This is a genomic window from Psychrobacter sp. CX21, from assembly GCF_057396255.1.
Window position 1 is genome coordinate 104,967 of the sequence record NZ_JBXYJG010000004.1, and the last position, 26,106, is coordinate 131,072.

21 protein-coding genes are annotated in these 26,106 nt (G+C 38.2%); 14 read left to right on the forward strand and 7 right to left on the reverse strand.

What is annotated here, in order from left to right:
* Positions 1 to 131 precede the first annotated feature (131 nt).
* From mrcB to purH, 5 genes are all read left to right on the forward strand, one after another.
* Positions 132 to 2,669 carry a penicillin-binding protein 1B gene (gene mrcB / locus AC2SLP_RS03915; protein ID WP_486535418.1) on the forward strand — a complete coding sequence of 846 codons (2,538 nt, stop codon included), beginning with the start codon at positions 132 to 134 and terminating at the stop codon, positions 2,667 to 2,669.
* Between the two features lie 214 nt (positions 2,670 to 2,883).
* Positions 2,884 to 3,744 carry a tetratricopeptide repeat protein gene (locus tag AC2SLP_RS03920; protein WP_486535329.1) on the forward strand — a complete coding sequence of 287 codons (861 nt, stop codon included), beginning with the start codon at positions 2,884 to 2,886 and terminating at the stop codon, positions 3,742 to 3,744.
* Positions 3,745 to 3,838: 94 nt separating this feature from the next.
* On the forward strand, positions 3,839 to 4,753 hold the full coding sequence (gene prmA / locus AC2SLP_RS03925; RefSeq protein WP_486535330.1) for a 50S ribosomal protein L11 methyltransferase: 915 nt from the start codon (positions 3,839 to 3,841) through the stop codon (positions 4,751 to 4,753).
* A 446-nt stretch (positions 4,754 to 5,199) separates the two neighbouring features.
* The gene (locus AC2SLP_RS03930) at positions 5,200 to 5,442 is read left to right on the forward strand and encodes a helix-turn-helix domain-containing protein (protein WP_486535419.1); all 243 of its coding nucleotides are present in this window, start codon (positions 5,200 to 5,202) and stop codon (positions 5,440 to 5,442) included.
* A 246-nt stretch (positions 5,443 to 5,688) separates the two neighbouring features.
* Positions 5,689 to 7,263, forward strand: coding sequence for a bifunctional phosphoribosylaminoimidazolecarboxamide formyltransferase/IMP cyclohydrolase (gene purH / locus AC2SLP_RS03935; protein WP_486535331.1), 1,575 nt, complete (start codon positions 5,689 to 5,691; stop codon positions 7,261 to 7,263).
* Positions 7,264 to 7,666: 403 nt separating this feature from the next.
* On the opposite strand, the gene AC2SLP_RS03940 is transcribed toward purH, so the two are convergent.
* Complete coding sequence (locus tag AC2SLP_RS03940; protein ID WP_486535332.1) at positions 7,667 to 9,541, reverse strand: SurA N-terminal domain-containing protein; 1,875 nt, start codon at positions 9,539 to 9,541, stop codon at positions 7,667 to 7,669.
* Between the two features lie 145 nt (positions 9,542 to 9,686).
* Positions 9,687 to 9,965 carry an HU family DNA-binding protein gene (locus tag AC2SLP_RS03945; RefSeq protein ID WP_486535333.1) on the reverse strand — a complete coding sequence of 93 codons (279 nt, stop codon included), beginning with the start codon at positions 9,963 to 9,965 and terminating at the stop codon, positions 9,687 to 9,689.
* 996 nt (positions 9,966 to 10,961) lie between these two features.
* Here AC2SLP_RS03945 and AC2SLP_RS03950 point away from each other — a divergent pair.
* The 8 genes from AC2SLP_RS03950 to fdx all read left to right on the forward strand — a co-directional run bounded on the left by AC2SLP_RS03950 (position 10,962) and on the right by fdx (position 18,238).
* Positions 10,962 to 11,597, forward strand: a complete 636-nt coding sequence (locus tag AC2SLP_RS03950) for a hypothetical protein (RefSeq protein WP_486535334.1) — start codon at positions 10,962 to 10,964, stop codon at positions 11,595 to 11,597.
* A 548-nt stretch (positions 11,598 to 12,145) separates the two neighbouring features.
* Positions 12,146 to 12,667 (forward strand): Rrf2 family transcriptional regulator, encoded by a 522-nt coding sequence (locus AC2SLP_RS03955; protein WP_486535335.1) that lies wholly within the window; start codon positions 12,146 to 12,148, stop codon positions 12,665 to 12,667.
* Positions 12,664 to 13,890 (forward strand): IscS subfamily cysteine desulfurase, encoded by a 1,227-nt coding sequence (locus AC2SLP_RS03960; protein WP_486535336.1) that lies wholly within the window; start codon positions 12,664 to 12,666, stop codon positions 13,888 to 13,890. Before AC2SLP_RS03955 ends, AC2SLP_RS03960 begins: the two co-directional genes overlap by 4 nt.
* A gap of 103 nt (positions 13,891 to 13,993) precedes the next feature.
* A complete protein-coding gene (iscU, locus tag AC2SLP_RS03965; RefSeq protein WP_486535337.1) occupies positions 13,994 to 14,389 on the forward strand; it encodes a Fe-S cluster assembly scaffold IscU in 396 nt (131 codons plus the stop codon).
* Between the two features lie 95 nt (positions 14,390 to 14,484).
* A complete protein-coding gene (iscA, locus tag AC2SLP_RS03970; RefSeq protein WP_486535338.1) occupies positions 14,485 to 14,805 on the forward strand; it encodes an iron-sulfur cluster assembly protein IscA in 321 nt (106 codons plus the stop codon).
* Between the two features lie 271 nt (positions 14,806 to 15,076).
* Complete coding sequence (hscB, locus tag AC2SLP_RS03975; protein ID WP_486535339.1) at positions 15,077 to 15,631, forward strand: Fe-S protein assembly co-chaperone HscB; 555 nt, start codon at positions 15,077 to 15,079, stop codon at positions 15,629 to 15,631.
* A 192-nt stretch (positions 15,632 to 15,823) separates the two neighbouring features.
* Positions 15,824 to 17,842: a Fe-S protein assembly chaperone HscA gene (gene hscA, locus AC2SLP_RS03980; protein ID WP_486535340.1), complete on the forward strand. Its 2,019-nt coding sequence runs from the start codon at positions 15,824 to 15,826 to the stop codon at positions 17,840 to 17,842.
* A 57-nt stretch (positions 17,843 to 17,899) separates the two neighbouring features.
* Positions 17,900 to 18,238 (forward strand): ISC system 2Fe-2S type ferredoxin, encoded by a 339-nt coding sequence (fdx, locus tag AC2SLP_RS03985; RefSeq protein WP_486535341.1) that lies wholly within the window; start codon positions 17,900 to 17,902, stop codon positions 18,236 to 18,238.
* 77 nt (positions 18,239 to 18,315) lie between these two features.
* Here fdx and AC2SLP_RS03990 read toward each other — a convergent pair whose 3' ends face one another.
* The 5 genes from AC2SLP_RS03990 to AC2SLP_RS04010 form a co-directional block, all read right to left on the reverse strand.
* On the reverse strand, positions 18,316 to 18,750 hold the full coding sequence (locus AC2SLP_RS03990; RefSeq protein WP_486535342.1) for an HIT domain-containing protein: 435 nt from the start codon (positions 18,748 to 18,750) through the stop codon (positions 18,316 to 18,318).
* A 457-nt stretch (positions 18,751 to 19,207) separates the two neighbouring features.
* On the reverse strand, positions 19,208 to 19,387 hold the full coding sequence (locus tag AC2SLP_RS03995; RefSeq protein WP_486535343.1) for a hypothetical protein: 180 nt from the start codon (positions 19,385 to 19,387) through the stop codon (positions 19,208 to 19,210).
* A 210-nt stretch (positions 19,388 to 19,597) separates the two neighbouring features.
* A complete protein-coding gene (gene mfd, locus AC2SLP_RS04000; protein ID WP_486535344.1) occupies positions 19,598 to 23,329 on the reverse strand; it encodes a transcription-repair coupling factor in 3,732 nt (1,243 codons plus the stop codon).
* A gap of 565 nt (positions 23,330 to 23,894) precedes the next feature.
* Complete coding sequence (gene rraA / locus AC2SLP_RS04005; protein ID WP_486535420.1) at positions 23,895 to 24,410, reverse strand: ribonuclease E activity regulator RraA; 516 nt, start codon at positions 24,408 to 24,410, stop codon at positions 23,895 to 23,897.
* A 133-nt stretch (positions 24,411 to 24,543) separates the two neighbouring features.
* Positions 24,544 to 25,260: an NAD-dependent epimerase/dehydratase family protein gene (locus AC2SLP_RS04010; RefSeq protein ID WP_486535345.1), complete on the reverse strand. Its 717-nt coding sequence runs from the start codon at positions 25,258 to 25,260 to the stop codon at positions 24,544 to 24,546.
* A gap of 444 nt (positions 25,261 to 25,704) precedes the next feature.
* Between AC2SLP_RS04010 and rpsF the strand changes: the two genes are divergently transcribed.
* A complete protein-coding gene (rpsF, locus tag AC2SLP_RS04015) occupies positions 25,705 to 26,094 on the forward strand; it encodes a 30S ribosomal protein S6 (protein ID WP_486535346.1) in 390 nt (129 codons plus the stop codon).
* The last annotated feature ends 12 nt before the right edge of the window (positions 26,095 to 26,106 follow it).

Sequence of the window (26,106 nt, forward strand, 5' to 3'; positions counted from 1 at the left end):
CATTCTTAAAAAAAACCTCTTCTTCAACGTCTCATCCAAATACGCTAAACAACGCAAACGGTGGTTTGAATCCGCTAACCCCTTCTCACGTTCCAAACCGCCCTATTCCAAACAGCTCTTTTCCAAAAAATTTGAAAAGTCAGCAAGGTGCCATTACCAGCTTTATTTTACTTATTATTATCATAGTAGGTATGCTGGTATTGGCGATGTATCTTGTAAAGCAAGACAGAGTCATAACTACAAAGTTTGAGGGTAAACGATGGAACATTCCAGCTAAGGTTTACTCAAAGTCATTAGAATTATACCAAGGTGCGCCTATAGCAGGTAATAACCTTGAAAAATGGCTTGAGATGCTAAATTACCAATCCGCTTCAAATTATGACCGTACTGGCTCTTATAACAAAGCATCAGGTAAATATACCATTCATACGCGTGGCTTCAAATATAGTGCAAATGACATTGAGCCTGAGCAAGTCATTAAAATCAGCATTAATAATTCTAAAATAACAGATATTCAAAGCACTGAACCAAACGATACGGGAATAGTACGTATTGAGCCGATTACAATTGGTGGCATTTATCCTGATAATAATGAAGACCGAATTGTTGTCCCAATTAGTGAGGTGCCACAGCCCCTTATTGATGCCTTAATAGCAACAGAAGACCGTAGTTATTATGAACACAAAGGCGTTTCAGTAAAAGGTATTAGCCGCGCCATACTGAACAATTTAAAAGGCGGTAGCATGCAGGGTGGATCTACTATAACCCAGCAGCTTATCAAAAACTTTTACTTAAGCTCAGACCGTAGTTTAAAGCGTAAAGCTAACGAAGCCGTTATGGCACTTCTTTTAGAATTGCACTATGACAAAGATGAAATTTTGCAAACCTATCTGAACGAAATTAATCTAGGGCAAAACGGCAATCGATCTATAAATGGTTTTGGTTTGGCGTCACAATTTTACTTTAATAAACCCTTAAAAGAGCTTCGAATAGATCAGCAAGCATTGTTGGTAGGATTAGCTAAAGGTACCTCTTACTACAACCCTAGACGCCATCCAGAACGGGCTTTAAATCGCCGTAATACCGTATTAAGTAATATGTTAGTCACTGGTAAAATAGACCAAGAGACTTATGATACTGCGATTAGCCATGACTTAGATGTGGTTGAAAAGCCGAGCGTTGGCAAAAGCCGTTTCCCCGACTTTTTAGATATTGTAAAGCGTGAACTGCGTAATAACTATCACAAAGACGATCTTAAGAACGAAGGCCTAAAAGTATTCACCACGCTGGACCCAATTGCTCAGTTAGCCGCTGATGCTGCTATAGACAAACAACTGACAACGTTACGTAAAAAGAGTGACAAGACCAAAAATTTACAAGCTGCTTTAGTAAGTGCCAATCCAGCTTCAGGCGAGTTAGTTGCAGTGGTAGGTAGTGGTAGCGAATTTACAGGCTTTAACCGCGCTATCGATGCCAATCGTCAAGTAGGCTCATTATTAAAACCTTTTATTTATATGACCGCATTAGAAAGTGGCAAGTATAATTTAGCCAGTCCTGTTAATGATAATCCTGTTACCCTAAAATTAAAAGATGGTGGCACGTGGACGCCCAAAAATTATGGGGGACGCGATCACGGCTTTGTACCTTTAACCACTGCTTTGGCTAAGTCCTATAACCAAGCGGCGGTTAATACAGGTGTAGAGTTTGGCATAGGAACGTTCATAAATCAATTGCACCGATTAGGTATCAACAAAAAACTTCCTACTTATCCATCAATCCTATTAGGCTCTGTAGAGCTTAGCCCGATGGATATGCTTGGGGTATATCAAGTTGTCGCTGCTGGTGGTTTTAGAACACCTATAATAAGTATTCGCTCTGTGGTTGATGATCGTGGTCAGATTTTGCAGCGCTCAGGGCTTGATACTAAACGCAGCATCCCACCTGGTGTAAATTATTTAACAAATTATGCCATGCAAGAAGTCGTAAGAAATGGTACTGCTAAATCTTTAAAATCTCTGGGCAGTAACTTAAACCTAGCAGGCAAGACAGGTACTACCAATGACTACCGTGATGCTTGGTTTGCAGGATATAGCGGTAACTATGTTAGCGTAGTTTGGGTAGGTCGTGATGATAATAAACCTATTGGCTTAAGTGGCGGTAGTGGGGCATTACCCGTGTGGAAAGATTACATGGGACGATTACGTTTAACGCCTGTTGATCTGGTTCAACCTGATAATATTGAATGGTTATGGCTTCAAAACGGTACAGGTCAATTATCACATGAGAGCTGTCCTAACGCGCGTTACTTACCTGTACTCTCAAAGTATCTCCCAGAAGAGGCCAGCACTTGTGCGATACAAATCTATCAACAAGCACAATCTCAGCGTCAAATGCAGTGGTTGAGAAATGAGAACAGACAACTACTTGATCAAAGTCGTCAGAATGATACGGATGGTAGTTTGACAGAAGCTCAAGAAGAAGGTAATTATAATAACGACAATCAAAACTTAAATAATCCTAATAACTCAAATAACTCTAATAACTCTATTGACCCTAATAACCAAAGTAGCTCTGATTACCAAAATGGCAACGTCAATAATGCTGAAACGGATGAGCAAAACGAAAATGCTGATACTTGGTATGATAGAGCGGTAGAATGGATGGAGTAAAATGGATGGAGTAGTGTGTATGCTGTAGTATAGCCATTTAGTACCCTATATAAACCCGCATACGGTTTATAATCCTAATATAGATACTCTTATGGTCAGTTACTATTTAATTGTCAGTTATTCTTTGTCGTCAGTTGCTATATATTTGCGTTATATTAAATGCTTTACTATTTTATACCCCCTTAAAACATTACTATGGAAGATTTAAAGTCTTATGATGCATACTAGCCTAGCCAAACCTCTTCAGAACAAACTTTCTATAAATTCATTATTAGTCATGGCGGGCTTAGGACTAGTAGCGTTGTCGGGGTGTCAGACCACTACTGGTATTTATAATACAAACAGCCAGAGTACAATTGAACATCAAAGAATCGAAACACAACAACCTGTTATTAACGATACGCATCAACCTCAAAATCAAGACGTTCCCCGTGCAAGCATCGAACCAAAGGAAGATATACAGCCTCACAACAACCGTGTAGATAATCCCTTTGAAAGTGATCACACCAGACCTTCTGCACCCCATTCTACTCATGACAATAGCGTTCATAATAACAATACTCAAACCCCTACCGAGTCTAAAGCGAATGACTTTGGATCACAAACCCCTAATACGGAACAACCCACTAGACCTAGACGCCCTGTTAGTCCGCCTATTCGCATAGAGGATAGTAGATCTGTAAATCAAATACTGCTTGAGCAAGCGCGCCAAAACTCATCACCTTCAGCTCAAGCATCTTCAAGTGGTGAAGAAGGCGACAATCTTCCCGCCTTTAGATCTTTGATGGATAAAGGCGTTTCTCAATTGCGCCAAGGTCAGACCTCCGCTGCACAAGATACCTTCACACGTGCTCAGCGCATTGCACCAAAATCATCAGCTGTTTACTTTTATCTAGGACAAGTGGCACTAAAACAAAATCAACCTTTAAAAGCAGAAGCAATGGCACGACGGGGGCTGGTAGTGGCTAAAACTTCTTCGAGAAAAACAGCCTTATGGCAAGTTATCTTAAAAGCAGGTCAGGCTCAAGGTAATCAGCGTGTGATTAATGAAGCACGTAGAGCTTTATCTAATTAACGCTTTGTCTAAATTGTAGGTTTATATTAAGGTTTCATATGAATTGACTTGTCAATTTAAGAACCCTACGTTATCACTATACTTAAGGACCACTATGGATTGGCAACAGCTACATTTGCAATGTAAAAAAGATGACGTTGATCTGGCAGAAAGCTTGTTATTAGAAGAAGGTGCACTGTCTATTAGTTTAGAAGATGCCGGTGATCAGCCTTTATTTGAACCCTTACCTGGTCAATCCCCCCTTTGGGATGAGGTTATTGTTACCGGTCTATTTGAAGCCGATACCGCTCAAGACATAGAAGCCACCGCCCAAACAATGGCAGTTTTAGTCAATGCCAGTCGAGTCTGGATTACGCCGCTTGCAGATACAGATTGGGAACGAGAGTGGATGTCGCATTACGTCCCTATCGAGTGTACAAACAATCTTTGGATAGTTCCAAAATGGCTTACCCCTCCTAACCCTGATGCTATCAATATCATGATGGACCCTGGTCTGGCCTTTGGAACCGGCTATCATCCTACTACAAGGCTGTGTTTAGACTGGTTAACTGATCAAGATCTTGAAAATAAAGTCATTTTAGATTACGGATGCGGTTCGGGTATCTTGGGTATTGCTGCTTTAAAACTAGGAGCTAAACAGGTATACAGTGTAGATATAGACCCCCAAGCTGTTTCGGCAACCCGTCAAAACGCTGAAAGAAATGACGTCTATCAAGTCCTATCAGCATATTTACCTCATGAATTTACCGATGTATTTAAAGAAAAAGGCAGTCATAAGGTAGATATGATTACAGCAAATATCTTAGCTAAGCCCCTCATGGAGTTAGCGCCCTATTTGGCAACGTTAGTAAAGCCTGGTGCGGACATTGTTCTAGCTGGTTTAATATCTGAACAACTTGATGAGGTAGTTGACGCCTTTAAGCCTTGGTTCGATTTGAACAGAAGACATGCTTATGAAAAAGCAGAAGATTCACACTGGCACCGTTTATCAGGTAAACGAATCAATTAATAAATTGTGCTTAGGCTTATTAAAGCGGTCATAAAATTTCACACCGTTTATTTTATATTCGATTATAATAGGGCATTATAAATTTTATGGTTTTTAGCCAAATGATGCCTATTAAATGAATGGGCTGTTATATTCTATTAGTCATGAATGCTGCTAAACAGTGGCGATTAGATTGTTCATTTCCAAGGTATAGATATACTATTATGAGTGATATAAACATGCAAACCTTTAAAGCCAGCATTGTCAATAATAACAGTATTGATGATGACTATGAGGGTGCTTTTTTAAAATATAATGATAGTACAAATCTCCCTTACTCCACCGTATCTGATAGTGATGAACAAAATAGCGGCGAACGTCTCAACGCTTTAACCACTCAAGCTTTAAAGACTCAAGCTTTAATAACTAAAGATAACCTGGCTAAAAACAACTATGCAGAGTGCGCTATGATTGAAGCGGAGCGTACGCCTCTATGTCACCATGTACAGCTTGCTGTTGAGCTATATTTCGCTGAGCTTGAAGGTGATATGCCAACTCACTTATACGACACCATACTCAAAGAAGTTGAGAAGCCACTATTAGAGGTTGTCTTAAAACAAACTAAAGGCAATCAATCGAAGTCTGCAGCGATTCTTGGCTTAAACCGAGGAACACTGCGTAAAAAAATGGCTCAATACGGATTAATGTAAATCCAGCTGCCAAACAGATTTGTACAACAGACCCAAATATAGTGTCTTATAATTCCAAGTAATTTTGTGAGCTGCATTCTAATTAATATAAAAACCAATTATGGATAAACACTTAGCCTAACTGCTATTTATATTTAGGCTATTTAGGTACCATTTTGATTAGTTCAATAATAGCACCATACAATACAAACGTACTCAATCGCTTACGCCTCCTCCACCAATAACCTTAATAGAATTGGAAATTTTATGTCTGAAAAACCATACGCTCTTATTTCAGTATCTGATAAATCAAATATAGAAGGTTTTGCTAAAGGCCTTATTGAAGCTGGTTATGATATATTATCTACTGGCGGTACCTATCGTCTATTATCTGAAAATGGCATAGCAGTTACAGAAGTTGCTGACTATACTGGATTTGCAGAGATGATGGATGGACGGGTTAAAACCTTACATCCTAAGATTCATGGAGGTATTTTAGGTCGCCGTGGTCAAGATGATTCCGTGATGCAAGAAAATGGAATCCGTCCTATAGATTTAGTGGTTGTAAACTTATATCCCTTCGCCCAAACTGTGGCAAATCCTAATGTAAGTAAAGCTGATGCAATTGAAAATATTGATATCGGTGGTCCTACTATGGTTCGCTCAGCCGCTAAGAACCATGAGCATGTTGCAATTGTGACGAATCCAGAAGACTATGACAAAGTATTAGATGAGCTCAAAAATGAAGGTAGCTTATCTCAGCGTACTCGTTTTGATTTGGCTGTTAAAGCGTTTGAGCATACCTCAAATTATGATGGGATGATCGCAAACTTTTTAGGAAATAGACTTGAATCATTTGACGAGCCATCTGAGTTTTCTCGTACTATAAACATTCAAATGACCAAATCTCAGGATTTACGTTATGGTGAAAATCCACATCAAAAAGCAGCGTTTTATACTGAAACTGACAGTTTAGTAAATGGATGTATATCAACCGCCAAACAGCATCAGGGTAAAGAGCTGTCTTATAATAACATTGCAGACACTGATGCTGCGCTTGAATGTGTTAAATCATTTAGTGAGCCTGCGTGTGTGATAGTTAAGCATGCCAATCCATGCGGCGTGGCTATTAATGCAGATCAAATGATAGCTTATAAGACGGCATTTAGTACTGATCCTGAATCATCATTTGGTGGTATCATCGCTTTTAATCGTCCACTTACTAAACCAGCTGCTCAGTCTATCGTGGATAATCAGTTCGCTGAGGTCATCATTGCTCCATCTTTAGAAGAGGGAGTTCTAGAGATAACAGCTAAGAAAAAGAATGTCCGCGTTTTAACTTGTGGTGAATTGCCAAAGCCTACCGAGCGTACTTCAAATCTTGACTTCAAGCGAGTGACAGGCGGGCTGCTGGTTCAAAACCAAGATTTAGGTCTAATTACTGCAAGTGATCTAAATATCGTAACCAAACTTCATCCAACCGAGTCACAAATTAATGATTTGTTATTCACATGGACAGTCGCTAAATATGTTAAATCAAATGCCATCGTCTATGGCAAAGATTTGCGTACCATTGGCGTGGGTGCTGGACAGATGAGCCGTGTCAACTCTGCTCGTATCGCTGCTATTAAAGCGGAACATGCAAACCTAGCTACTAATTGCGCAGTCATGGCTTCTGACGCCTTTTTCCCATTTAGAGATGGTATTGATAATGCAGCCAAAGTCGGTATTAAGGCTATTATACAACCGGGCGGCTCAATACGTGATGATGAGACCATTGCTGCTGCAGATGAACATGGTATAGCTATGGTATTTACTGGTATGCGCCATTTCCGTCACTAAACGCTATAAATCAAGTATGAATTTAAAGCGCAGCCATATCATATACTGAACGAAAAGCTATAGTCAGCTAGATACAAAACGGTTACGGTGTTAACCTTGCTTGCCCTACTATAGTAGTACTTGCACTCGGTTGCCTTGTAACCATTTTAGATTTATTTACTATATATAGCGCCTAATAAAACTCAACTTTTGAGCGATATAAAAATAAACCCATTGACTAAAAATCAATGGGTTTTATTTTTACTATTCAACTGTCTAATCTAATTGATCTAAATATCTAACCTAGCTTATTTAATCAACTGAGTTAAATGATTTAGTGACAGAAAAAAAGTTAAGCTTTCTTTTACTAATGGCTAACTGCTAGTTCAATTAGCCTCACATTTAAACCATTCAGCTCACATATTTACAGCCCAGCCACATCATTGATAATATCCTCATTTTTAGCGATAGGGATAGCTTCTCGTAAATATTGTATATAGTCATTAAACTGCTCTATACCTCTATTTTGTCTTTCAGTAGCAGTGGTCATCATACGCTCTTCAAGGGCCACATCATCAGCTGAACCACGATTGATATCTCCAAGCACTAAGATAGAGGCGCCCGATTGGGTTTTTTGAGCAACGGCTTTACCTTGAGCCTTATCAGTATCACTACTAAATGCCGCAGCATTTTCTGCAGGTAATAGTTTATTATTTTGACGATTTAACTCACCCAAATCTTCAAAACTTATACCCGCTGAATTTATACCATTTTCATTGATTTTTGCAACCAATGCTTTTGCGGTATCCAGTGCTTTTTGCGTCGCCTTTTCTCTAATTAACACCGCTTTGATTCTATCAGAAGCTTGATCAAGACTTAAAGGCGCTACCGGCCTATAGTTACTAGACTGTAGCCATACAGTGCCGTCGTTTATTTTAATACTTGGACTAACTGATTCATCTTCAATAATAAAATCATCAAAAGCAGCTTCGATTATCGCAGGTTGATTAAGCTTAGTATAATTATTAGTCTCAGTATAGTTATCAATCTTATGAACCTCTAACTCTTCTTGCTGAGCTATATCTGCAATACTCACACCATCTATTGCCATATCATTGATACGTGTAATTTTATCAGCTATAAGTTGATCTTTTTTCTGTCTTTGAACTTTGGTGATGATTTCTTCACGTTTGTCATCAAGTGATGGTATAGAATTAGACGAGATATCCGTGACTTTAAAGAGTTGATACCCAAAATTTGTCTGTACAGGATCAGAGATATCATCAATATTAAGCGAATCAATAACTTTAGCTACTTTTGTTCCGTCTTCTCCAAACATATCTGGATTAAACGTACCGATATCACCGCCATTTTGAGCACTTACTGGATCTTGTGATACCTCTTTTGCTAACTTATCAAAACTTTCGCCTGCATTTAAACGTGTTTTAATATCATTTATTGTCTTCTCGGCCTCATTACCTGTTATCAATATTTGACTGACTCTTTTAGACTCATCAGTAACAAAATTAGCTTTAAATGCGTCATATTCTGCCTGAATCTCTTCATCAGTTATATCGTCCATATTGACGCTTTCAGGATTCAATAGTATATAAGACAAGTCTACCTTTGATACACTATTTAAATCATTTTTGTGTTGGTTGTAATAATCTTCGATATCTTTAGCAGAGACCTGAACCTTATCTTTATAATCTTGCCAAGAAAATCTATGTAGCGAAATTTCGCGACTTTCTCGCTTTAGAGAAATCAAATCATCAATATCACTATTTGGATATAAAGCAGTATGAGTTACCCCATTAAATAACTGCATTAAATTTAATTGTTGACGATACTGATTGAATAACTGCTCCTTGGTAATCCCTTGTTGTCTTAAGGTAGCAGCAAAGCGTTCGTTTGAAAATTGACCATTATTATCTAAAAAGCTACGTTCTTGCAATAGTAAGTCGTTAATCACTCTATCAGACACATGTAACCCAAGATGTTTAGACTGTTCTTGAAGTAATGCGCGATTGATCAAGTTTTTGAGTACTTCGCTATTTAACGTATTCGTATTGATATTGCTTGGATCAACTCCGCTTTGCATTAATTGATTTCTACGAGCAGTAATACTTTCTTGATATTCGGTACGACTAATTGATTGCTCCCCTACTTTAGCAACTTCATTAATACTTGAACTGCCACTAAAGTAGCTTTCAAGACCAAGAATTGCTAGTGGTGACAAACAAAGCATCAAAAAGATTCTACCTGGCCAGCTCTTAAGAAAATTACGTATTGATTCCATAGTACATATCAGTCTTGGTTGTTTAAGGTTAACGACATATCATACTCGAAAAAATTGTACGACACAAAAAAAACGCACCCTAAGGTGCGTTATCATTACGAATAAAATTAAATTCAAATAGTGGATATTCAACTCAAAGATTTAATTAACCTTGATTTAAGCGATCTTTAAGACCTTTACCCGCTTTAAAGTGTGGTACACGACTTGCAGGAATCTGAAGCTCATCACCAGTTTTAGGGTTACGGCCAGTACGTGCTTTGCGATCTTTAACGCTAAATGTACCAAAACCAACTAATGAAATAGTATCGTTGCTTTCTAGAGCTTCACCAACACTTTCCATCATAGCATTTAGAGCGTCAGCAGCTTGAGTTTTGTTAAGACCACTTTTCTCAGCGATGCTATCAACTAATTCTGATTTGTTCATAAAGAATTCCTTAAATTGGGTTTAATTCGGGGTAAATTTTATCGCTTAAACATTAATTAAGCAATAACCAAGCCTATAAAGACTACAAAACAGCGCAAAAAATGCACTTTATATTTCTAATATGTTCTTTATATAGGTTGAATCATTTGCAGTTATAACAAGGGCTATTAAAATGTGCAAGTTAAATTACATATTCTAGTAGATTTATATACTCATCATATATTATAACTGGCTTGTAGAAGTTATTTTATACCTTTAAATACAATAAGATTCAAGTATTTAAACTCTTATTATTATAATTTATTGAATAAATATAATTTAAGAATCAATACTTAAAATTCTTTTGATAATTATCAATATATTTAAAACTATAATTATATTGAAATCTTTGAATAAATTTAATATTCCAAAATTATTAAAAGTCATGGTAACGCTAAATTATAACGATAAAGGTATAGGTTTAAACCTCTTTAAGTATGCTTGCTATATTAATACACAGTTCATCTTCTAAATGCAAGTAAATAAAGGGAGGTAAACTCAATGTTCAAAAGATATTAAGCCATTAGTATTGATAAAAATTAAAGTAATAAATCATGATTAATGAGCTAACTCATAAACTTTAAGTTTAACTAACTTATATAAACTTATGATATTGCTTATAAATATAGGTACATAAAAAACTTTCAAAAATTTTTATATTACGCTATTAACTTTTCATTACTTAACTATTTATTACTATAGTGGTTATGTTGAATTATCTGCAATATGCTATTATTTAACACGGTTTTGATGGCTTAGAATCTAACTCTAACTTAGTGAATTGAAAATAATTAATAATTGTTAGTTTATAGTTAATAGTTTAAATAAAAATAGTTAACCCTTACGTATTCAATATTTGTCCCTACACACTTCAGTCTATTTAAAATTTAGTAACAGACTTTTATAACGACATACTTTTTTAACAATAGACTTTTTTAAATAATAATAAGGTTTCGCATGAATCAAAATCCTATCACAAACTCTATATTAAATATGGTACTGGTATTAGCAGAATCTGTTATTTCCATCGTGTTAAGGTTTGATCCCAACCTGCGTAAAGCAATGTACCCATTAGCTAAGTCTAATACGACGGTTTGTATACGAAGCTATTTGCCACATACTCAAGTTTTCGCGACGTTTAACAACCGCGGGGTGTTATTAGATACCAAACTAGCAGACGATCATCAAAAAGCCGATGTCGTCATTAATGCTTATAGTCATCAACTTATTAATTCGTTAATCAGCAATGACCCTAAGCAAATCAGTAAATTAACTATGCGAGGAGCAACTGAAACTGTGGTCCAATTGCGCCACTTTTTAGTTCAGCTTGGTATTGCTAGTCTGTTCCAAAGTTTAATACGTACATTTAAGGGTGACAATAAATCGGACAAACCCAAATCTACTGAGGAAAATAAGCCAGACTACAAAGCAAGAATTCAAGAACAACAAGAACAGCTTAATGTTTTAAGTATGCGGAATCATGAGCTTGAAATGACTATAAAAGAGGTACAAAGTAAGCAGAAAGTCACTTTGATTGCGCTAGTAGTTGTCTCTTTAGTTGCTATCGGCGCTATAATTGGATGGATATTGTAGTTAAAGTATTAAAGTGATTTAAGTACTTGATTAGGTACGTGAGTCGAGAACTTTGCTTTACTTATTAGGTAATATATATCTAATTACTATGACATATTAAAACCTCTTACACTAAATATCTCTCATACTTAATATCTCTTATATTCTATACATTATTAAAACTTTTATATAAAAGAGGCGTATTGAAGATTTCAATACGTCTGTTTTGTTATGTACTATTCAGTCTATTTTAGCCCTTTTTAAAGAGACGTTAAGATACTTTAAATGACTAAAATAATTAGCCCTATTTGTGCTAATTCTACCTGCCTATAGCTTGCGTTTTAATCTATCCCCCCCCATATAGCAAGTAACATCCACCTATTGTAATTAAATAACTACTTTAATTTTTTTGCCAGTTAAATCTCTTCATTCGATAATTAAGTTTTATTTTTTTAAGATATATTGCCTTACAAAAACTTTACTATCAATACAATATTTAATCTTGACTAAATTACTCAGGTTTAATTATAATAGCTTTATTATAATTCATAGTAAGCTTTGGAGGCACGATGCGCTTAACTACTCGAGGAAGATATGCGGTTACTGCGTTACTTGATTTGGCTATTCAAGATAGTGACACTTCAAGCGCTGTTTCCTTATCTGATATAGCAAAACGCCAATCAATTTCGATATCTTATTTAGAACAGCTTTTTTCTAAATTAAGAAAAGCTGGATTAGTCACTAGTACTCGAGGTGCCTTTGGTGGTTATCATCTTGCTAAACCTTTAGCTGACATTGATGTCATGACCATAATCACTGCCGTTGATGAATCTATTAATGCGATGCAATGTGATGGTAAGGGCAACTGTCAAGGTGGTGCGATGTGCTTAACCCATGATTTGTGGTGTGCACTATCAAAACATATCGAACAATATTTAAGAAACATTACTCTAGATCAATTATTACAAATGGAGAATGTGAGTGATGTTGCAGCGCGTCAACAATTGATTTCTGAGACCGCAACTGATATTTCATTAAATAACCTAAACCCTAATATTATATTCTCAGCCAGTGAGGTTAAACCAGTATGAGTAACTTAGATCGCCCTATTTATCTTGATTATGCAGCAACAACTCCTGTAGATCCTCAGGTTGCTAAAGTTATGGCTGAATACATGACCTTTGATGGCATGTTTGGTAACCCAGCATCACGCTCGCATGGATATGGCTGGCAAGCTGAAGAAGCAGTAGAAAACTCGCGCCAGCAAATTGCAGACCTTATTAATGCAGACTCACGTGAGATTGTATTCACATCAGGCGCGACTGAGTCGGACAACTTAGCCATTAAAGGTGCCGCTCACTTCTACGAAGGTCGTGGTAAACATATTATTACGAGCAAAATCGAACACAAAGCTGTCCTTGATACTTGTCGTCAACTTGAGCAAGAAGGTTTTGAAATCACTTATCTTGTTCCGCAAGAAAGTACAGGCTTAATCCTACCAGAGCAAGTTAAAGAAGCTATGCGCGAAGATACCATCTTAGTATCTTTGATGATGGTTAATAATGAGCTCGGTACACTTACTGATGTAAAAGCTATTGGCGAGATTACTCGAGAAGCTGGTGTTATATTCCATGTAGATGGTGCTCAAGCAGCTGGTAAGACGGAAATAGACTTGCAAGACATGAAAATTGACTTGATGAGTTTCTCAGGTCATAAAGTTTACGGTCCTAAAGGTATTGGCGCTTTATTTGTACGCCGTAAACCGCGTGTACGTATTCGTGCTGAACAACATGGCGGTGGCCACGAGCGTGGTATGCGTTCAGGCACTCTGCCAACACACCAGATTGTTGGTATGGGGGAAGCGTTTGCTATTGCTGGTGAGCGTCTCCAAAATGATAGAGCTCATGCTCAAAAGATGCATGATAAGCTTTGGGCTGGTGTACAAGATATCGAAGAGATCTATCTAAATGGTAGTCTTGAAAATAGCGTGCCTCATATTATCAATATTAGTTTTAACTTTGTTGAGGGTGAGTCGTTAATGATGTCGCTTAAAGACATGGCTGTCTCTTCTGGATCAGCTTGTACGTCTGCTACGCTTGAGCCGTCATATGTACTTCGTGCTATCGGACGTCCGGACGAACTGGCTCATAGCTCAATACGTTTTAGTTTCGGTCGTTATACTACCGAAGAAGATATTGATGTTATATTGGCTCAAATTCATGAAGCGGTAGATAAGCTTAGAGATTTGTCTCCACTTTGGGATATGTATCAAGACGGTGTTGATTTAAACACGGTTGAATGGGCTGAACATTAATATTAAATGAACATCAATAATAGCTAACCATTAACATAGCTAGCAAGTAAATATTAAATAATAATATTCATATTTTGATAGGTTAAAACCTAGGAGTAATACAATGGCTTATAGTAATCAAGTAATTGACCATTATGAGAATCCACGTAACGTTGGTAATTTAGATAAAAATGCGACTAATGTCGGTACTGGTATGGTTGGTGCACCCGCTTGTGGTGATGTCATGCGCTTACAGATCCAAGTAGATGATGATGGCATTATTGAAGATGCAAGATTTAAGACGTATGGTTGCGGATCAGCTATTGCCTCAAGCTCATTAGTTACTGAGTGGTTAAAAGGTAAAACGTTGGATCAAGCTGGTGAGATTAAGAACAAACATATCGCCGAAGAGCTTGCTCTACCGCCAGTTAAAGTGCATTGTTCAGTATTAGCAGAAGATGCGATTAAAGCCGCTATTCATGACTATCAAGCAAAAAGTAATTTAAAAACCGATGCTTAATATGAGTTAAATAGTGTCGGTGAAACACAAGCTAATGAATTTAAGCTATTGAATTAAATCAAAAGCTACTGAATAAAATAAGTAGGAAAGTCTATATGATTGAATTGACCAAACGCGCAGCTAAACATGTGACAGATTATTTAGATAATCGTGGTCATGGTGAAGGTATACGGGTGGGAATTCGCACTGCTGGGTGCTCAGGACTAGCCTATGTACTTGAATTTGTTGATGAACCTGATGAGGTTGATGAAAAATACACAAGTAATGGTGTCAATATTTTTGTCGATCCCAAAAGCATGGTTTATCTTGATGGCTTACAAATGGATTATGTGGTTGAAGGTCTTAATGAAGGCTTTAAATTTACTAATCCAAATAAAAAAGGCGAATGTGGTTGTGGTGAATCTTTCACCGTTTAACTTATATCATCTATGATACTGCATCATAAGTTTTGAAGTATTGCTTCTATTACTCGACTGTTTTATTACTTACCTTATTACCTTTAGCTGACGACGTTGTTCGTCAGCTTTAGTTTTTAATATTATAATATTTATAACTGATATAACTCCTATAATTAGTAAGCTTGCTTCTTATTCTAGTATGGATATCTAAGGGTTTACCTATTTACATGTTACGATAACTCACTTTTAAATATTATCATCCTTATTCATTTTTCAATACAATAAACTTATGTCTAATATTAAACCTTCATTTTCAAACTTTTTTGATTTATATGATCAGCCTGTGGCTTTTGATATTGATACATCAATGTTAAATCAAAAATTAAGAAGCCTTCAAAAGCAGTTTCATCCCGATAATATAAGTGGCAGTAGCACTGCTCAATCTCAGCAAAATTCTGCGGTTATAAATCACGCCTATGAGATACTATTAAATCCCGATAGCCGTGCAACCTATCTATTAGAGCTTTCTAATCAAGAGCTTAATACCGATAAGTCTATAAGCGATTTAAATTTTTTAGACGATGCTATGGATTTACGAGTTTCATTAGAGGATGCTGAAAGTAATCAGGATATCGATACATTACAGTCCCTCAAGGCAAGCGTTGATACCCGTATTGATGACTATTCCGATCGATTTAAAAGCGCTTATTTAGATCAAGACTGGAACAGTGCTATTGATGCGACGCAAAAGCTTAAATTTCTTGTTAAGCTAAAAAGAGATATTAATACCGCTATTGATACCAGTCAGCAAAGTCATGACAATGATGATGATTTGTATATATAAAGTTACATTTATAAAATTGAATTTATAGAGTTATGGTTTGATTTTATACTATATATTTTGCATAGTTAGACTCAAGAACACTGTCACTTATGAACACTGTCACTTAAGAAAAGTGTCATTTGACCCTATTTATCGCTTTATAGTAAATTTTCTTTTTTTTATTTCATATTTTCTTAACCGATTGAGTTTTATATGTCTTTATTACAGATTGCTGAACCTAACAAAAGTACCAAACCGCATGAACATAAATATGCTATTGGTATAGATTTGGGGACGACACGTTCTATGGCCGCTGTAGTGCGCTCGGGTAAAGCATCTTTAATAGAAGCGCCTACTTCTAAGTCGCAAAAGGACATGACAAATTCAACCGAAGCTGCTGTTATTCATAACCCTAAAAGCAGCACGACTCTATCGAATGAAAGCCCTACAGATACCCTACTACCTTCGGTTGTTTACTATGGAAATAACTTAAATACGTCTAATCCTGTTGTAGGTAGCTTGGCGCTTGAGCAGTTCGAAACTGATCCCAGTAACACCATCATCTCTGCTAAACGCTTTATGGGTCGAAGCATCAAAGACATCAAATTTTCGCACCCTTATGAGTTGAAAAGCACTGATGCCCAGCAAGCATCCATGCCTTCGTTTATCACGTCACAAGGTGATATTTCGCCGGTTGAAGTATCAGCCCAGATACTTCGAACATTAAAAAATCGTGCTGAACTAGCGTTACCAGATGACAGTCTGCAAGGTGCGGTCATTACCGTACCTGCTTATTTTGATGAAGCTCAGCGTCAAGCAACAAAGGATGCCGCAAAGCTTTCGGGACTTGAGGTATTACGCTTATTAAATGAGCCTACAGCTGCAGCAGTTGCTTATGGTCTTGATCGAGACGCTACGGATACTAAAGAAAAGATTTATTTGATATATGATTTGGGCGGCGGTACTTTTGATGTGTCGTTACTCAAGATGAATGATGGGGTATTTGAGGTACTTGCTACAGGAGGCAACAGCGCATTAGGCGGAGATGACATGGACCGCCTGATTATGGGCTGGCTATTAAAACAAGCCGGTCTAAATCCTGCGGATTTGTCTGCTCAGCAGAGATCAAAAATTGCACGCCAAGCTGAAAGGTACAAACAAAAGCTTTCCGATACTGATCGTGTTGACGTAACTTTAGATATAGCAAATACAACTTGGCAGGGCACGCTTGATTCAGATTCATTAACTCAAATCATTGAACCGATTACTCGTAGAGCTTTAGCGACCTGTGAACAAGTTATTCGCGATGCTAATATAAAACCTGATCAACTTGATAATATTATCATGGTGGGTGGTTCTACGCGCATGCCAGTCATTCAAAATTCAGTGCATGATTTTTTTGGTATCAAACCACTGTCTCATTTAAACCCAGATGAAGTAGTGGCTTTAGGTGCAGCTGAAGTGGCAGATCAGCTCATTAAAGATGACAAGTCTAACAATGTCTTATTATTAGATGTGACACCACTGTCTCTAGGTTTGGAAACGATGGGCGGACTGGTTGAAGTTGTGATACCGCGTAATACCCCTATTCCTGTCGCTAAAAAACAAACCTTTACGACTTATCAAGATGGTCAGACAGGAATGGTGATACATGTTGTGCAAGGCGAACGCGATACAGTCGAGCACTGTCGCTCACTTGGCCGCTTTGAGTTATTTGGTATTCCACCTATGAAGGCAGGTCTTGCACGTATAGAAGTTACTTTTGATATTGATGCGAATGGCCAATTATCTGTAAGCGCTGAAGAATCCACAACGGGCGTTAAAAGTGATATTAAAATCACGCCATCTTATGGACTGAGCGACGAACAACAAGAAGCGCTATTACGCTCTGGGTTTGAATATGCTGAGCAGGATAAGCTTTCACGCAGCTTGATTGAAGCGAAAGTCGAAGCTGAACGGGAGATACTTGCATTGAAGTCTGCTATGCATGAATATGGTAATTTATTATCTGAAACTGAACTAAACGATCTTAGTAAAGCCATACTAGATTTAGAAACTGCTTTAAGCCAGACCTCAGCCAGCGCAAAAGAGGATCTAAGTGCTATCAAAGATAATGTTGATGCCAAACAATCACAATTGAAACCGTTAAGTGATAGCTTCGCTGCTCGTATTATGAACTTAAGTATTAAACAATCGTTATCAGGTACCAGTGCAGAAGACTGGACTGAATAGGAACTTATTTACAATTTATATTTGAAATGATCATATCTTACTATCTTGGATACTTTTATGCCTAAAATTACATTATTACCTCATCACGAAATATGCCCAGAAGGAGCGGAAGTAGAATTAGACAATGGACAAAACCTATGTAAAGGTCTTCTAGAAAAGGGATTTAAGATTGAACATGCCTGCGAGATGTCAAAAGCATGTACAACGTGTCACGTTGTGATTCGTAAGGGATTTAATAGCTTAGAAGAGATGGATGATATTGAAGCTGACTTACTTGATAGGGCTTGGGGACTCGAACCCGATTCACGCTTATCTTGTCAAGTTATCGTTGAAGACACTGACCTATTGATTGATATCCCCAAATACACACTTAATCATGCTAAAGAGAATCATTAATTACGTTAATTCTTTAAAGTTATATAAATAAGACACCTCAAGGGTGTCTTTTTTTATTTTATATATGTCATTATCGGTTATGTCATTTGCCAATCAAAAGGCATTTGATTATGTCCTCTTAAGGCCATCATTAGCGTTTGTTTCATGGCTAAGTATACTTCTTGAGTATAGGGTACGGATGGCGTTCCCCACACTGGATTAGGCCATGCTAAATCATTTTGAAAACGTACAATATGATGAAAATGAAGCTGAGGGACTTGGTTACCGAGTGCAGCCACATTCATCTTGTCTGCGTTGAATGTCTTTGCTAATTGGCTTGATAGCCAGCTTGATTCACGTAAAAACTGAGCTTGATCTTCAGCTGATAGCTCATAAATTTCTTGTACTCCAGCAACTCTAGGTATCAAAATCAACCAAGGAAACTGGCAGTCATTTATTAAACGACAAGTAGACAAAGGAAAGTCGCCTACTAAAAACGAGTCTTTGGCAAGTGTCGGATGAAGTTGAAACATATTTGCTCTCTGATTTTTATATAAATTATTTGTTAGCTATTTTATCAGGTATTGCCTAGATATTATAGATGTTGATAAGGTTTAATTGGGTTTACTTGGATGTGGCAGTCTATAGTCAAAGAAGTCTAAAATGGTGACAATGCAACCGAGTGCAAGTACTACGCCTGTAGAATTAGTGAGGTTAACGCCATAACCGTTTAGTAGTTCGCTGACTATATAAATAAACTCGTCAAATCTAAGCACAAGGTCTAAAAAATAGCCACCGTCAGTACCACATTTGAATGTTCAACAGACCCTAAGTCCATACACAAAAAAAACAGCCTTAAGGCTGCTTTACGAATAGGTATAGTTTCCAAATACCATCTTAACTAGTCGTTCTTATTATTGTCCTTTTGTTCTAATAGTCATCCTTGGTATCGAATATAACTTTTAACCTGAGTACTTAATTAATTGTACATTACATTTCCACGGCGTCATCTGCCTCATCGTTACCCCATTCTGGCGAATTTAATTCTTCAAGTTCAATCGCAAAATGCACATTTCGTTTATTATTAATATATGGAGTACTTGTAAATACGTTGCTATTGACTCCCCTGCTATTTATTACTTTATGTCTTAATATTGTATACGAACTCACTTCTGCCTCCTTCACTATTTTATTTATTGAAATATATACTAAATACAATAAATGACAACGCTATGAAGTATTGATGACAATTTTATGACTATCTAGGGTGTTCAATACAGCTGTCCTGATGAAGTTATGGCAATGTAGTGTGGTTAAGGCTATGAAGTTTTGGCTATATAACCAAATTCAAAGTCAATTGACTGGTTGTGTAACCGACATTTACTCGTTGGATTTTTCATTGACGTGTTTGGAGAAGTGATTTAATAATTCGTGTACCACATCAATGCGCTTTTGAGGCGTATCGAGCTTATCAGGATTGGTATAGCGTATCCCTGATGCACCGTTCATGCGGTATCGATTACCATCTGACTGTATTAGTTTTATAATAGCCAGCGCTTCCACTGGCGTATCAGGAGCGAATTCTAGTGATACACTGTTTGTGGTTGCGTCTATTTTATTAATGGCTAATGGTTCAGCTTTAACGCGTAACTGATGAATTGCAAGGAGCTGTATGGTTTGTTCTGGTAACGCACCAAATCGATCAATCATCTCTGTACGAATATTTGTCAGGGTATCTTTATCCTCAGCATTACTGATACGTTTGTAGAACAATAAACGCTGCGGCACATCATTGACATAATCTTCAGGAATTAAAGCGGAACAATGTAGATTGATTTCGCTAGTTAGTGATAAAGGTGTATTAAGATCAGGCTCTTTCCCAGATTTAATGGCTTTAGTCGCCCGCTCTAACATATCCATGTACAAACTAAACCCAATAGCTTGCATGTTGCCACTTTGCTGTTTACCAAGTAACTCACCTGCACCGCGAATTTCAAGATCTTCACTTGCCAACATAAAGCCAGCACCTAGAGTATTTGCACGCTCCACCGCCATCAAACGTTTTCTGGCATCGCCCTTAAGCCCTTTCACCGATGGCACCAGTAAATAACAATATGCTTGATGATGGCTTCGTCCTACTCGCCCGCGCAGCTGATGTAGCTGAGCTAAACCAAATTTGTCAGCACGTTCTATAATTATGGTATTGGCATTGGGCACATCAATACCCGTTTCGATAATGGTAGTACATACCAATACGTTAAACTTTTTGTGATAAAACTGCTGCATCACTTGCTCAAGACCACGCTCGTTCATTTGACCGTGCGCAACCCCTACTCTTGCTTCAGGTACTAACTCACGAATGTTTTCAGCCATTCTCTCGATACTTGCGACGTCATTGTGCAGTAAATAGACCTGCCCGCCACGCAGCAATTCACGCAAGATGGCCTCTTTCATGAGTGGATCGGACTTTTGCATCACAAAAGTCTTAATAGACAGTCTTCGCGCTGGCGGCGTAGCTATGATTGACATATCACGCATATCCGTTAGGGCCATATTCAAAGTTCGCGGTATGGGCGTCGCTGTCATGGATAGACTATCCACATCGCTTTGAATCGCTTTAATGCGCTCTTTGTGGCGCACCCCAAAGCGGTGCTCTTCATCGACAATCATCAATCCTAAATTGGCAAATTTTACATCTTTTTGCAGTAATTTATGCGTCCCGATAACAATGTCTACTTTTCCAGCTGCCAAATCTTCTAAAACTTTATCTTGATACTTTTTACCCCCAAATCTCGATAAAGTCTCGACTCTAATAGGCCAATCTGCAAAGCGGTCCTTAAAGTTGTCTTCATGCTGACCGGCAAGTAAGGTAGTCGGTACCAGTAACGCGACCTGATAACCACTATTTACTGCAATAAATGCCGCTCGCATGGCAACTTCGGTTTTACCAAAGCCGACATCGCCGCATATTAACCTATCCATAGGTTTGTTTTGCTTCATGTCATGCATTACTGCATGAATAGCATTGGCCTGATCTGGTGTTTCTTCGAATGCAAACTGACTAGCAAACAGCTCATATTGATCTGTTTCAACCTTAAAATTAATTCCTTCTTTTGCTTGACGCCGAGCCTGCATATTAAGAAGCTCTGCTGCAACATCATGAATTTGTTCGAGCGCTTTTTGCTTGGCTTTATCCCATTTACCACTACCAATTTTATGTAGTGGTGCTAATGCTGGATCGCCGCCACTATATCGGCTAATGAGCTGTAGATTTGCGACAGGTACATAAATACTGGCATCGTCTGCATATTTAAGATGAATAAACTCTTGCTCACCCTCACCTGCATCAATGGTTATTAGACCATGATAACGCCCTATGCCCTGATTAATGTGTACAACTGGACTGCCCTCAGTCAGCTCTGTGACACTTTTGATCAAGAACTCTTCTGAGACATCACTTTGACGACGTCTACGAGTCTGTAATACTTGCCTACCAAAGAGCTGGGTTTCGCTAACGATAGAAAGCTCACCCTCTATCACTACCCCACGCTCTAAAGGTGCAATAGTTAAGCCAACAATGGGTTTAAGATCGAGGTCGTTTTGCTGAGGTGACTTGTATAACGGACTGGTTAAAAATTCATTAAGATTATTAAATGTTTTGACATCCAGCTTACCTTTAAATAGCTCTAAAAGTATCTCACGGCGTCCCGCTGTTTCTGCGACGACTAATATTGGACGGCGTACATCTTGAGGATTTGCACCATTTATACGCTGTCCAACATCTTCCCATGGCTCTGAGGCGTAGGCCAATAACTTAGCGAGCGGTTCGGCTTTTTGATGACTGACGGGCAGATCTGGGGGAATCTTAATTGGCAGCTTAACCTTACCACTTTGACTGTCATTTTCTGCGCCTAAATCCTGATGACTCAAGACGATACGCGAGTAGTCATTGAGCTTTTCGTTCAGTGCATTGCTCGGTAAATACAAAAGAGCTGGGTTGAGAATGGGCTTATCGATATCATGGCGACGCTCTTCATAACGGCGCTGAATTTGAGACCAAAAGTCAGCTTGAGCTTCAGCAATATGCTCGTCTGCAATGAATAAAGCATCTTTTGGCAGGTATGAAAACAGATGACCAGTTTGAGACCAATCTTCAAGATCGAAGAATAAAGGCTGATAGTATTCAATGCCGCTACTGGCGATTCCTGCCATCACATCTTTATGTAGCTCAAACTTGCGGGCACTGGTTTTTGGAAACATGGCAGCGAAGTTATTGCGGAAGGTATCTCGCCCTTCTTCAAGTGGAAACTCTTTTGCAGGTAATATCTGAAACTCTGTGATGGGCTTAGAAACATCGGGTAATTTATGGAGTAAAGACAATGATTCTACGGATAAATCATGCTTGTTGGCACTGTCTGTATCTGAACGACTTGATACCAGCTCTACGAGGGTTTGGGTAGATAAGGTACGCTGGGTTTGCGGGTTAAAAAATCTTATGGTTTCGATTTCATTATCAAACAAATCTAGGCGTAGAGGAAAGGGCTGACCCATAGCAAATATATCTACCACACTACCGCGAACGGCAAACTCCCCTGGCTCAAACACATTGTCGACAGCTCGGTATCCTGCTGTAGCCAACATTTCACGCTGCGTTTCAATATCAAATACATCTCCGGCACTGAGATCAAAGTGCTGCCCAATAAGCCAGCTTGGGGGTGCAACGCGGTGCATGAGGGTTTGAATACTGATGAGTAAAATACCCTCTTTTGGCATTTCGGTAAGTAGATTTATCCGTTCACTAACGATATCTTGATGCGGCGACAACTCATCATAGGTTAGGGTTTCCCAGTCTGGAAATACATAAGCATCTACGCCGCAAAAAGCCAACTCTGTTTCAATTTGATTAAGCTGGTTTTGATCTTTGGTCACCATGACCTTTAAGCGGTTTTCGACATTAGCCTCTGGGCAATCGGTTAGGCTTGCAAGCCACAAACTTCCCGCAGCAGCATGTGCAGGATATAGCCATCGCCTATGTTCTGTTTTGATTGGAAATAGTTGTTTGTTGATGGGGGTAAAGATATCAGTTAACGGATGCTTATGGTGTTTGGGCATAATGGTGAAATTTTTATCCTTAAGGGTAGCCGATCTTATAGATAGCCAATTTGTTAATTAGGGACACGCCCTAGACTCTTTTTTAAAGTGCTTACTACACGCACTAATGTAAAATGCTGACTTTTAGCGATGACTTTTAGCGCTAAATTATAGTGCTGACATAAACGGCTGATTGTACGTACCGCCAGTTAATAGGTGGTGCGGTTTAGCCCTGATTGCAGCGGAAATACTTGGTGATGTCCTTGAGTGAAGCGCTAGTCTTAGCGCGTTATCGCGGTAGCAGGAACGCGATAAGATGTAGCGATTCACCAAGGACGAACCAAGATAGTAGCGTAAAGCAGGTATGGCTTCGTTCATACCTATTAAAGCTTATAATTAAATTTTAATGGTTTTGGGTAATTGGTTCACAGTTATTTTCAATTAACTCATTGGAGCAGCTATTAGCGAATATATTAACCCGTTTATGCTAAATCAATAGAACATTAAATGCCTTATCAAATTGTTAAAACGCCAACATAATTGACTTTATGTTAGCGTATATCGTTTTAACAACTATTAAATGTCTTTAAAGTAAAGGTTTTTCGCTGGCGATAATGCCATTGTTATCGGTATATATGTACATTCCTGAGGTGAGTGTCAAATCACCAAAGCGTATTTCGATATCGGTTTGACCTTCACCGCGCCGAGTTGATTTGCGCGGTATACATCCTAGCGCTTTGACGCCAATATCCATTTGCACCATATCATCGACATCACGTACACACCCATATACGATCACGCCTGCCCAGTCATTATCAATTGCTGATTGCGCTATCATATCGCCCAGCAGCGCACAGCGCATTGAGCCACCACCGTCTACTACTAAGACTTTCGCCTCGCCGTTGTCATCGCGCCCATCGCTATTTAAGAGCTCTTTGACGCGGCTGTTATCTTCAAAGCATTTGACTGTTACGATTTCACCGCAGAATTTGTCTTTGCCGCCGAAGCTTTGAAAGGTTTTGCCTTCTATATTAGGCAAGCAAACTTGGCTTTCAGGGTTGGCATCTAATAAATCACAGGTTACAAAGTTGGTTTTGGTCATTTCAGTCATCGCTTTACCCTTTTAGTTAGACATCTTTTGGTTAGAGATAGTTTAGTTAGGCATGGTTTGGTATTTTATATATGGTTTGGTGATTTATATATGAACATAAGTTTAGTTACGTTGATAAATAAGCTTAAGACTTTATACGTGTCATCGCAAGCAGTTGTTTGTTTTCAATGATAGTTATCTTGTTTTTGACTTTTTCTTTATCTGTATATCCATCGACGTACTTATGACGATCGTATACTTGCTGGGCGCTTAATGCCATCGCTGCAGCAACGCGCTGTGCTTCAATAGGACGCGAACCAAAAGATTTCGACACCAAAGGTGAGACAAGCTTGAATGCAACTTGCGCAGAGTTCTCAAGCACCCGCCCTTTGTGCATACCCAATAGTAAGGAGGGGCGGAAAATAACCAGCTCTTTATATCCAAGTTGTTTTATTGACTCTTCAAGCTCACCTTTTACTTGATTATAAAAAAATCGACTGTTGGTATCTGCGCCTTTGGCAGATAGTAAATAAAATCGTTCTACACCTTTATTGCAGCATAGCTTCGCAAACTGATAATTAAAACCATAATCAACGGCTTTGAACGCTTGCTCACTACCTGCAAGCCGTTTGGTGGTGCCAAGACAAGTAAATGCATCAGTATTTGCACCGATATCGATGTTTGTCATGGTTTGTTCTAGGTTGCTAAAGTCGCCTAAATGATAATACTGCATATGGCTATCAATATGCTTCGGCGCAACTCTTGAGATGATAATTAAGCTGTCATACATTCGGCTCAAGTACTCAACCAAATGTTGCCCGACCAGACCTGTTGCGCCTATTAAAATGGCTTTTCGATTCATACCTTTTATAACCTATAATTTAGTTCTGTATATTAGTACTGAATAAATGCACAGCGAGAGCTGTTAAAGATTCAATTTGAGTTCAACTAAGAGCTGATATTTAATAATTTTTGCAATTTTTATTTAAGTTATGACATACTCTAAACGCATTTTAGCGTCGCCACAATCAGTTATTCATGTTTGCAATCTTTTGACACAAAGCTTGTCAATTTTGTACACAAATGATATAATCCCGCGCTTTATAGCAAACTAGTCAAATAATAATTTATATGGCTCATTTTAAGTATCTTATTTTTAAGTTGCTTATTTAGTGGTTTAAATTTATTTAGCTGTAGATGTATTTTAATAAGTGGTGTAATTAAATTCACCCAAATTTGCATCTGCTATAAATCTCCTTGCTATTGACAATGGTGTCAATGGCTATTAATCCGTAAGGAGTCCTAAATGCGACATTACGAAGTGGTGCTTATCGTACACCCAGATCAAAGCGACCAAGTAGTAGGTATGGTTGAGCGATATATTAAATTAGTTCAAGACAATAGTGGTGTTGTACACCGTCTTGAAGATTGGGGCCGTCGTCAGTTGGCTTATCCAATCAACAAAATCCATAAAGCTCACTATGTATTATTCAATATTGAGTGTGATGGTGAAACTCTATCAGAGCTTGAAGAGCTATTCCGTTACAACGACGCGATTATCCGTAGTTTGGTTGTTCGTCGTGATGAAGCGATTACTGAGCCTTCGCAGTTAGCTAAAAGTGCTGACGAAAAACGCACTCGCAAATCGCCACGTGAAGACAATGAAAACGATCAGAACGCCGAGTCTGACGCATAATTTAAGCTCATT

Coding starts and splice junctions, on each gene's coding strand:
- AC2SLP_RS03945 (WP_486535333.1), bottom strand. CDS start 9,965: ATGAACAAATCAGAATTAGTTGATAGCATCGCTGAGAAAAGTGGTCTT.
- purH (WP_486535331.1), top strand. CDS start 5,689: ATGTCTGAAAAACCATACGCTCTTATTTCAGTATCTGATAAATCAAAT.
- hscB (WP_486535339.1), top strand. CDS start 15,077: ATGTCTAATATTAAACCTTCATTTTCAAACTTTTTTGATTTATATGAT.
- AC2SLP_RS03950 (WP_486535334.1), top strand. CDS start 10,962: ATGAATCAAAATCCTATCACAAACTCTATATTAAATATGGTACTGGTA.
- AC2SLP_RS03955 (WP_486535335.1), top strand. CDS start 12,146: ATGCGCTTAACTACTCGAGGAAGATATGCGGTTACTGCGTTACTTGAT.
- iscA (WP_486535338.1), top strand. CDS start 14,485: ATGATTGAATTGACCAAACGCGCAGCTAAACATGTGACAGATTATTTA.
- AC2SLP_RS03930 (WP_486535419.1), top strand. CDS start 5,200: ATGATTGAAGCGGAGCGTACGCCTCTATGTCACCATGTACAGCTTGCT.
- rraA (WP_486535420.1), bottom strand. CDS start 24,410: ATGACCAAAACCAACTTTGTAACCTGTGATTTATTAGATGCCAACCCT.
- AC2SLP_RS03990 (WP_486535342.1), bottom strand. CDS start 18,750: ATGTTTCAACTTCATCCGACACTTGCCAAAGACTCGTTTTTAGTAGGC.
- AC2SLP_RS04010 (WP_486535345.1), bottom strand. CDS start 25,260: ATGAATCGAAAAGCCATTTTAATAGGCGCAACAGGTCTGGTCGGGCAA.
- prmA (WP_486535330.1), top strand. CDS start 3,839: ATGGATTGGCAACAGCTACATTTGCAATGTAAAAAAGATGACGTTGAT.
- hscA (WP_486535340.1), top strand. CDS start 15,824: ATGTCTTTATTACAGATTGCTGAACCTAACAAAAGTACCAAACCGCAT.
- fdx (WP_486535341.1), top strand. CDS start 17,900: ATGCCTAAAATTACATTATTACCTCATCACGAAATATGCCCAGAAGGA.
- AC2SLP_RS03920 (WP_486535329.1), top strand. CDS start 2,884: ATGATGCATACTAGCCTAGCCAAACCTCTTCAGAACAAACTTTCTATA.
- iscU (WP_486535337.1), top strand. CDS start 13,994: ATGGCTTATAGTAATCAAGTAATTGACCATTATGAGAATCCACGTAAC.
- AC2SLP_RS03960 (WP_486535336.1), top strand. CDS start 12,664: ATGAGTAACTTAGATCGCCCTATTTATCTTGATTATGCAGCAACAACT.
- AC2SLP_RS03940 (WP_486535332.1), bottom strand. CDS start 9,541: ATGGAATCAATACGTAATTTTCTTAAGAGCTGGCCAGGTAGAATCTTT.
- mfd (WP_486535344.1), bottom strand. CDS start 23,329: ATGCCCAAACACCATAAGCATCCGTTAACTGATATCTTTACCCCCATC.
- rpsF (WP_486535346.1), top strand. CDS start 25,705: ATGCGACATTACGAAGTGGTGCTTATCGTACACCCAGATCAAAGCGAC.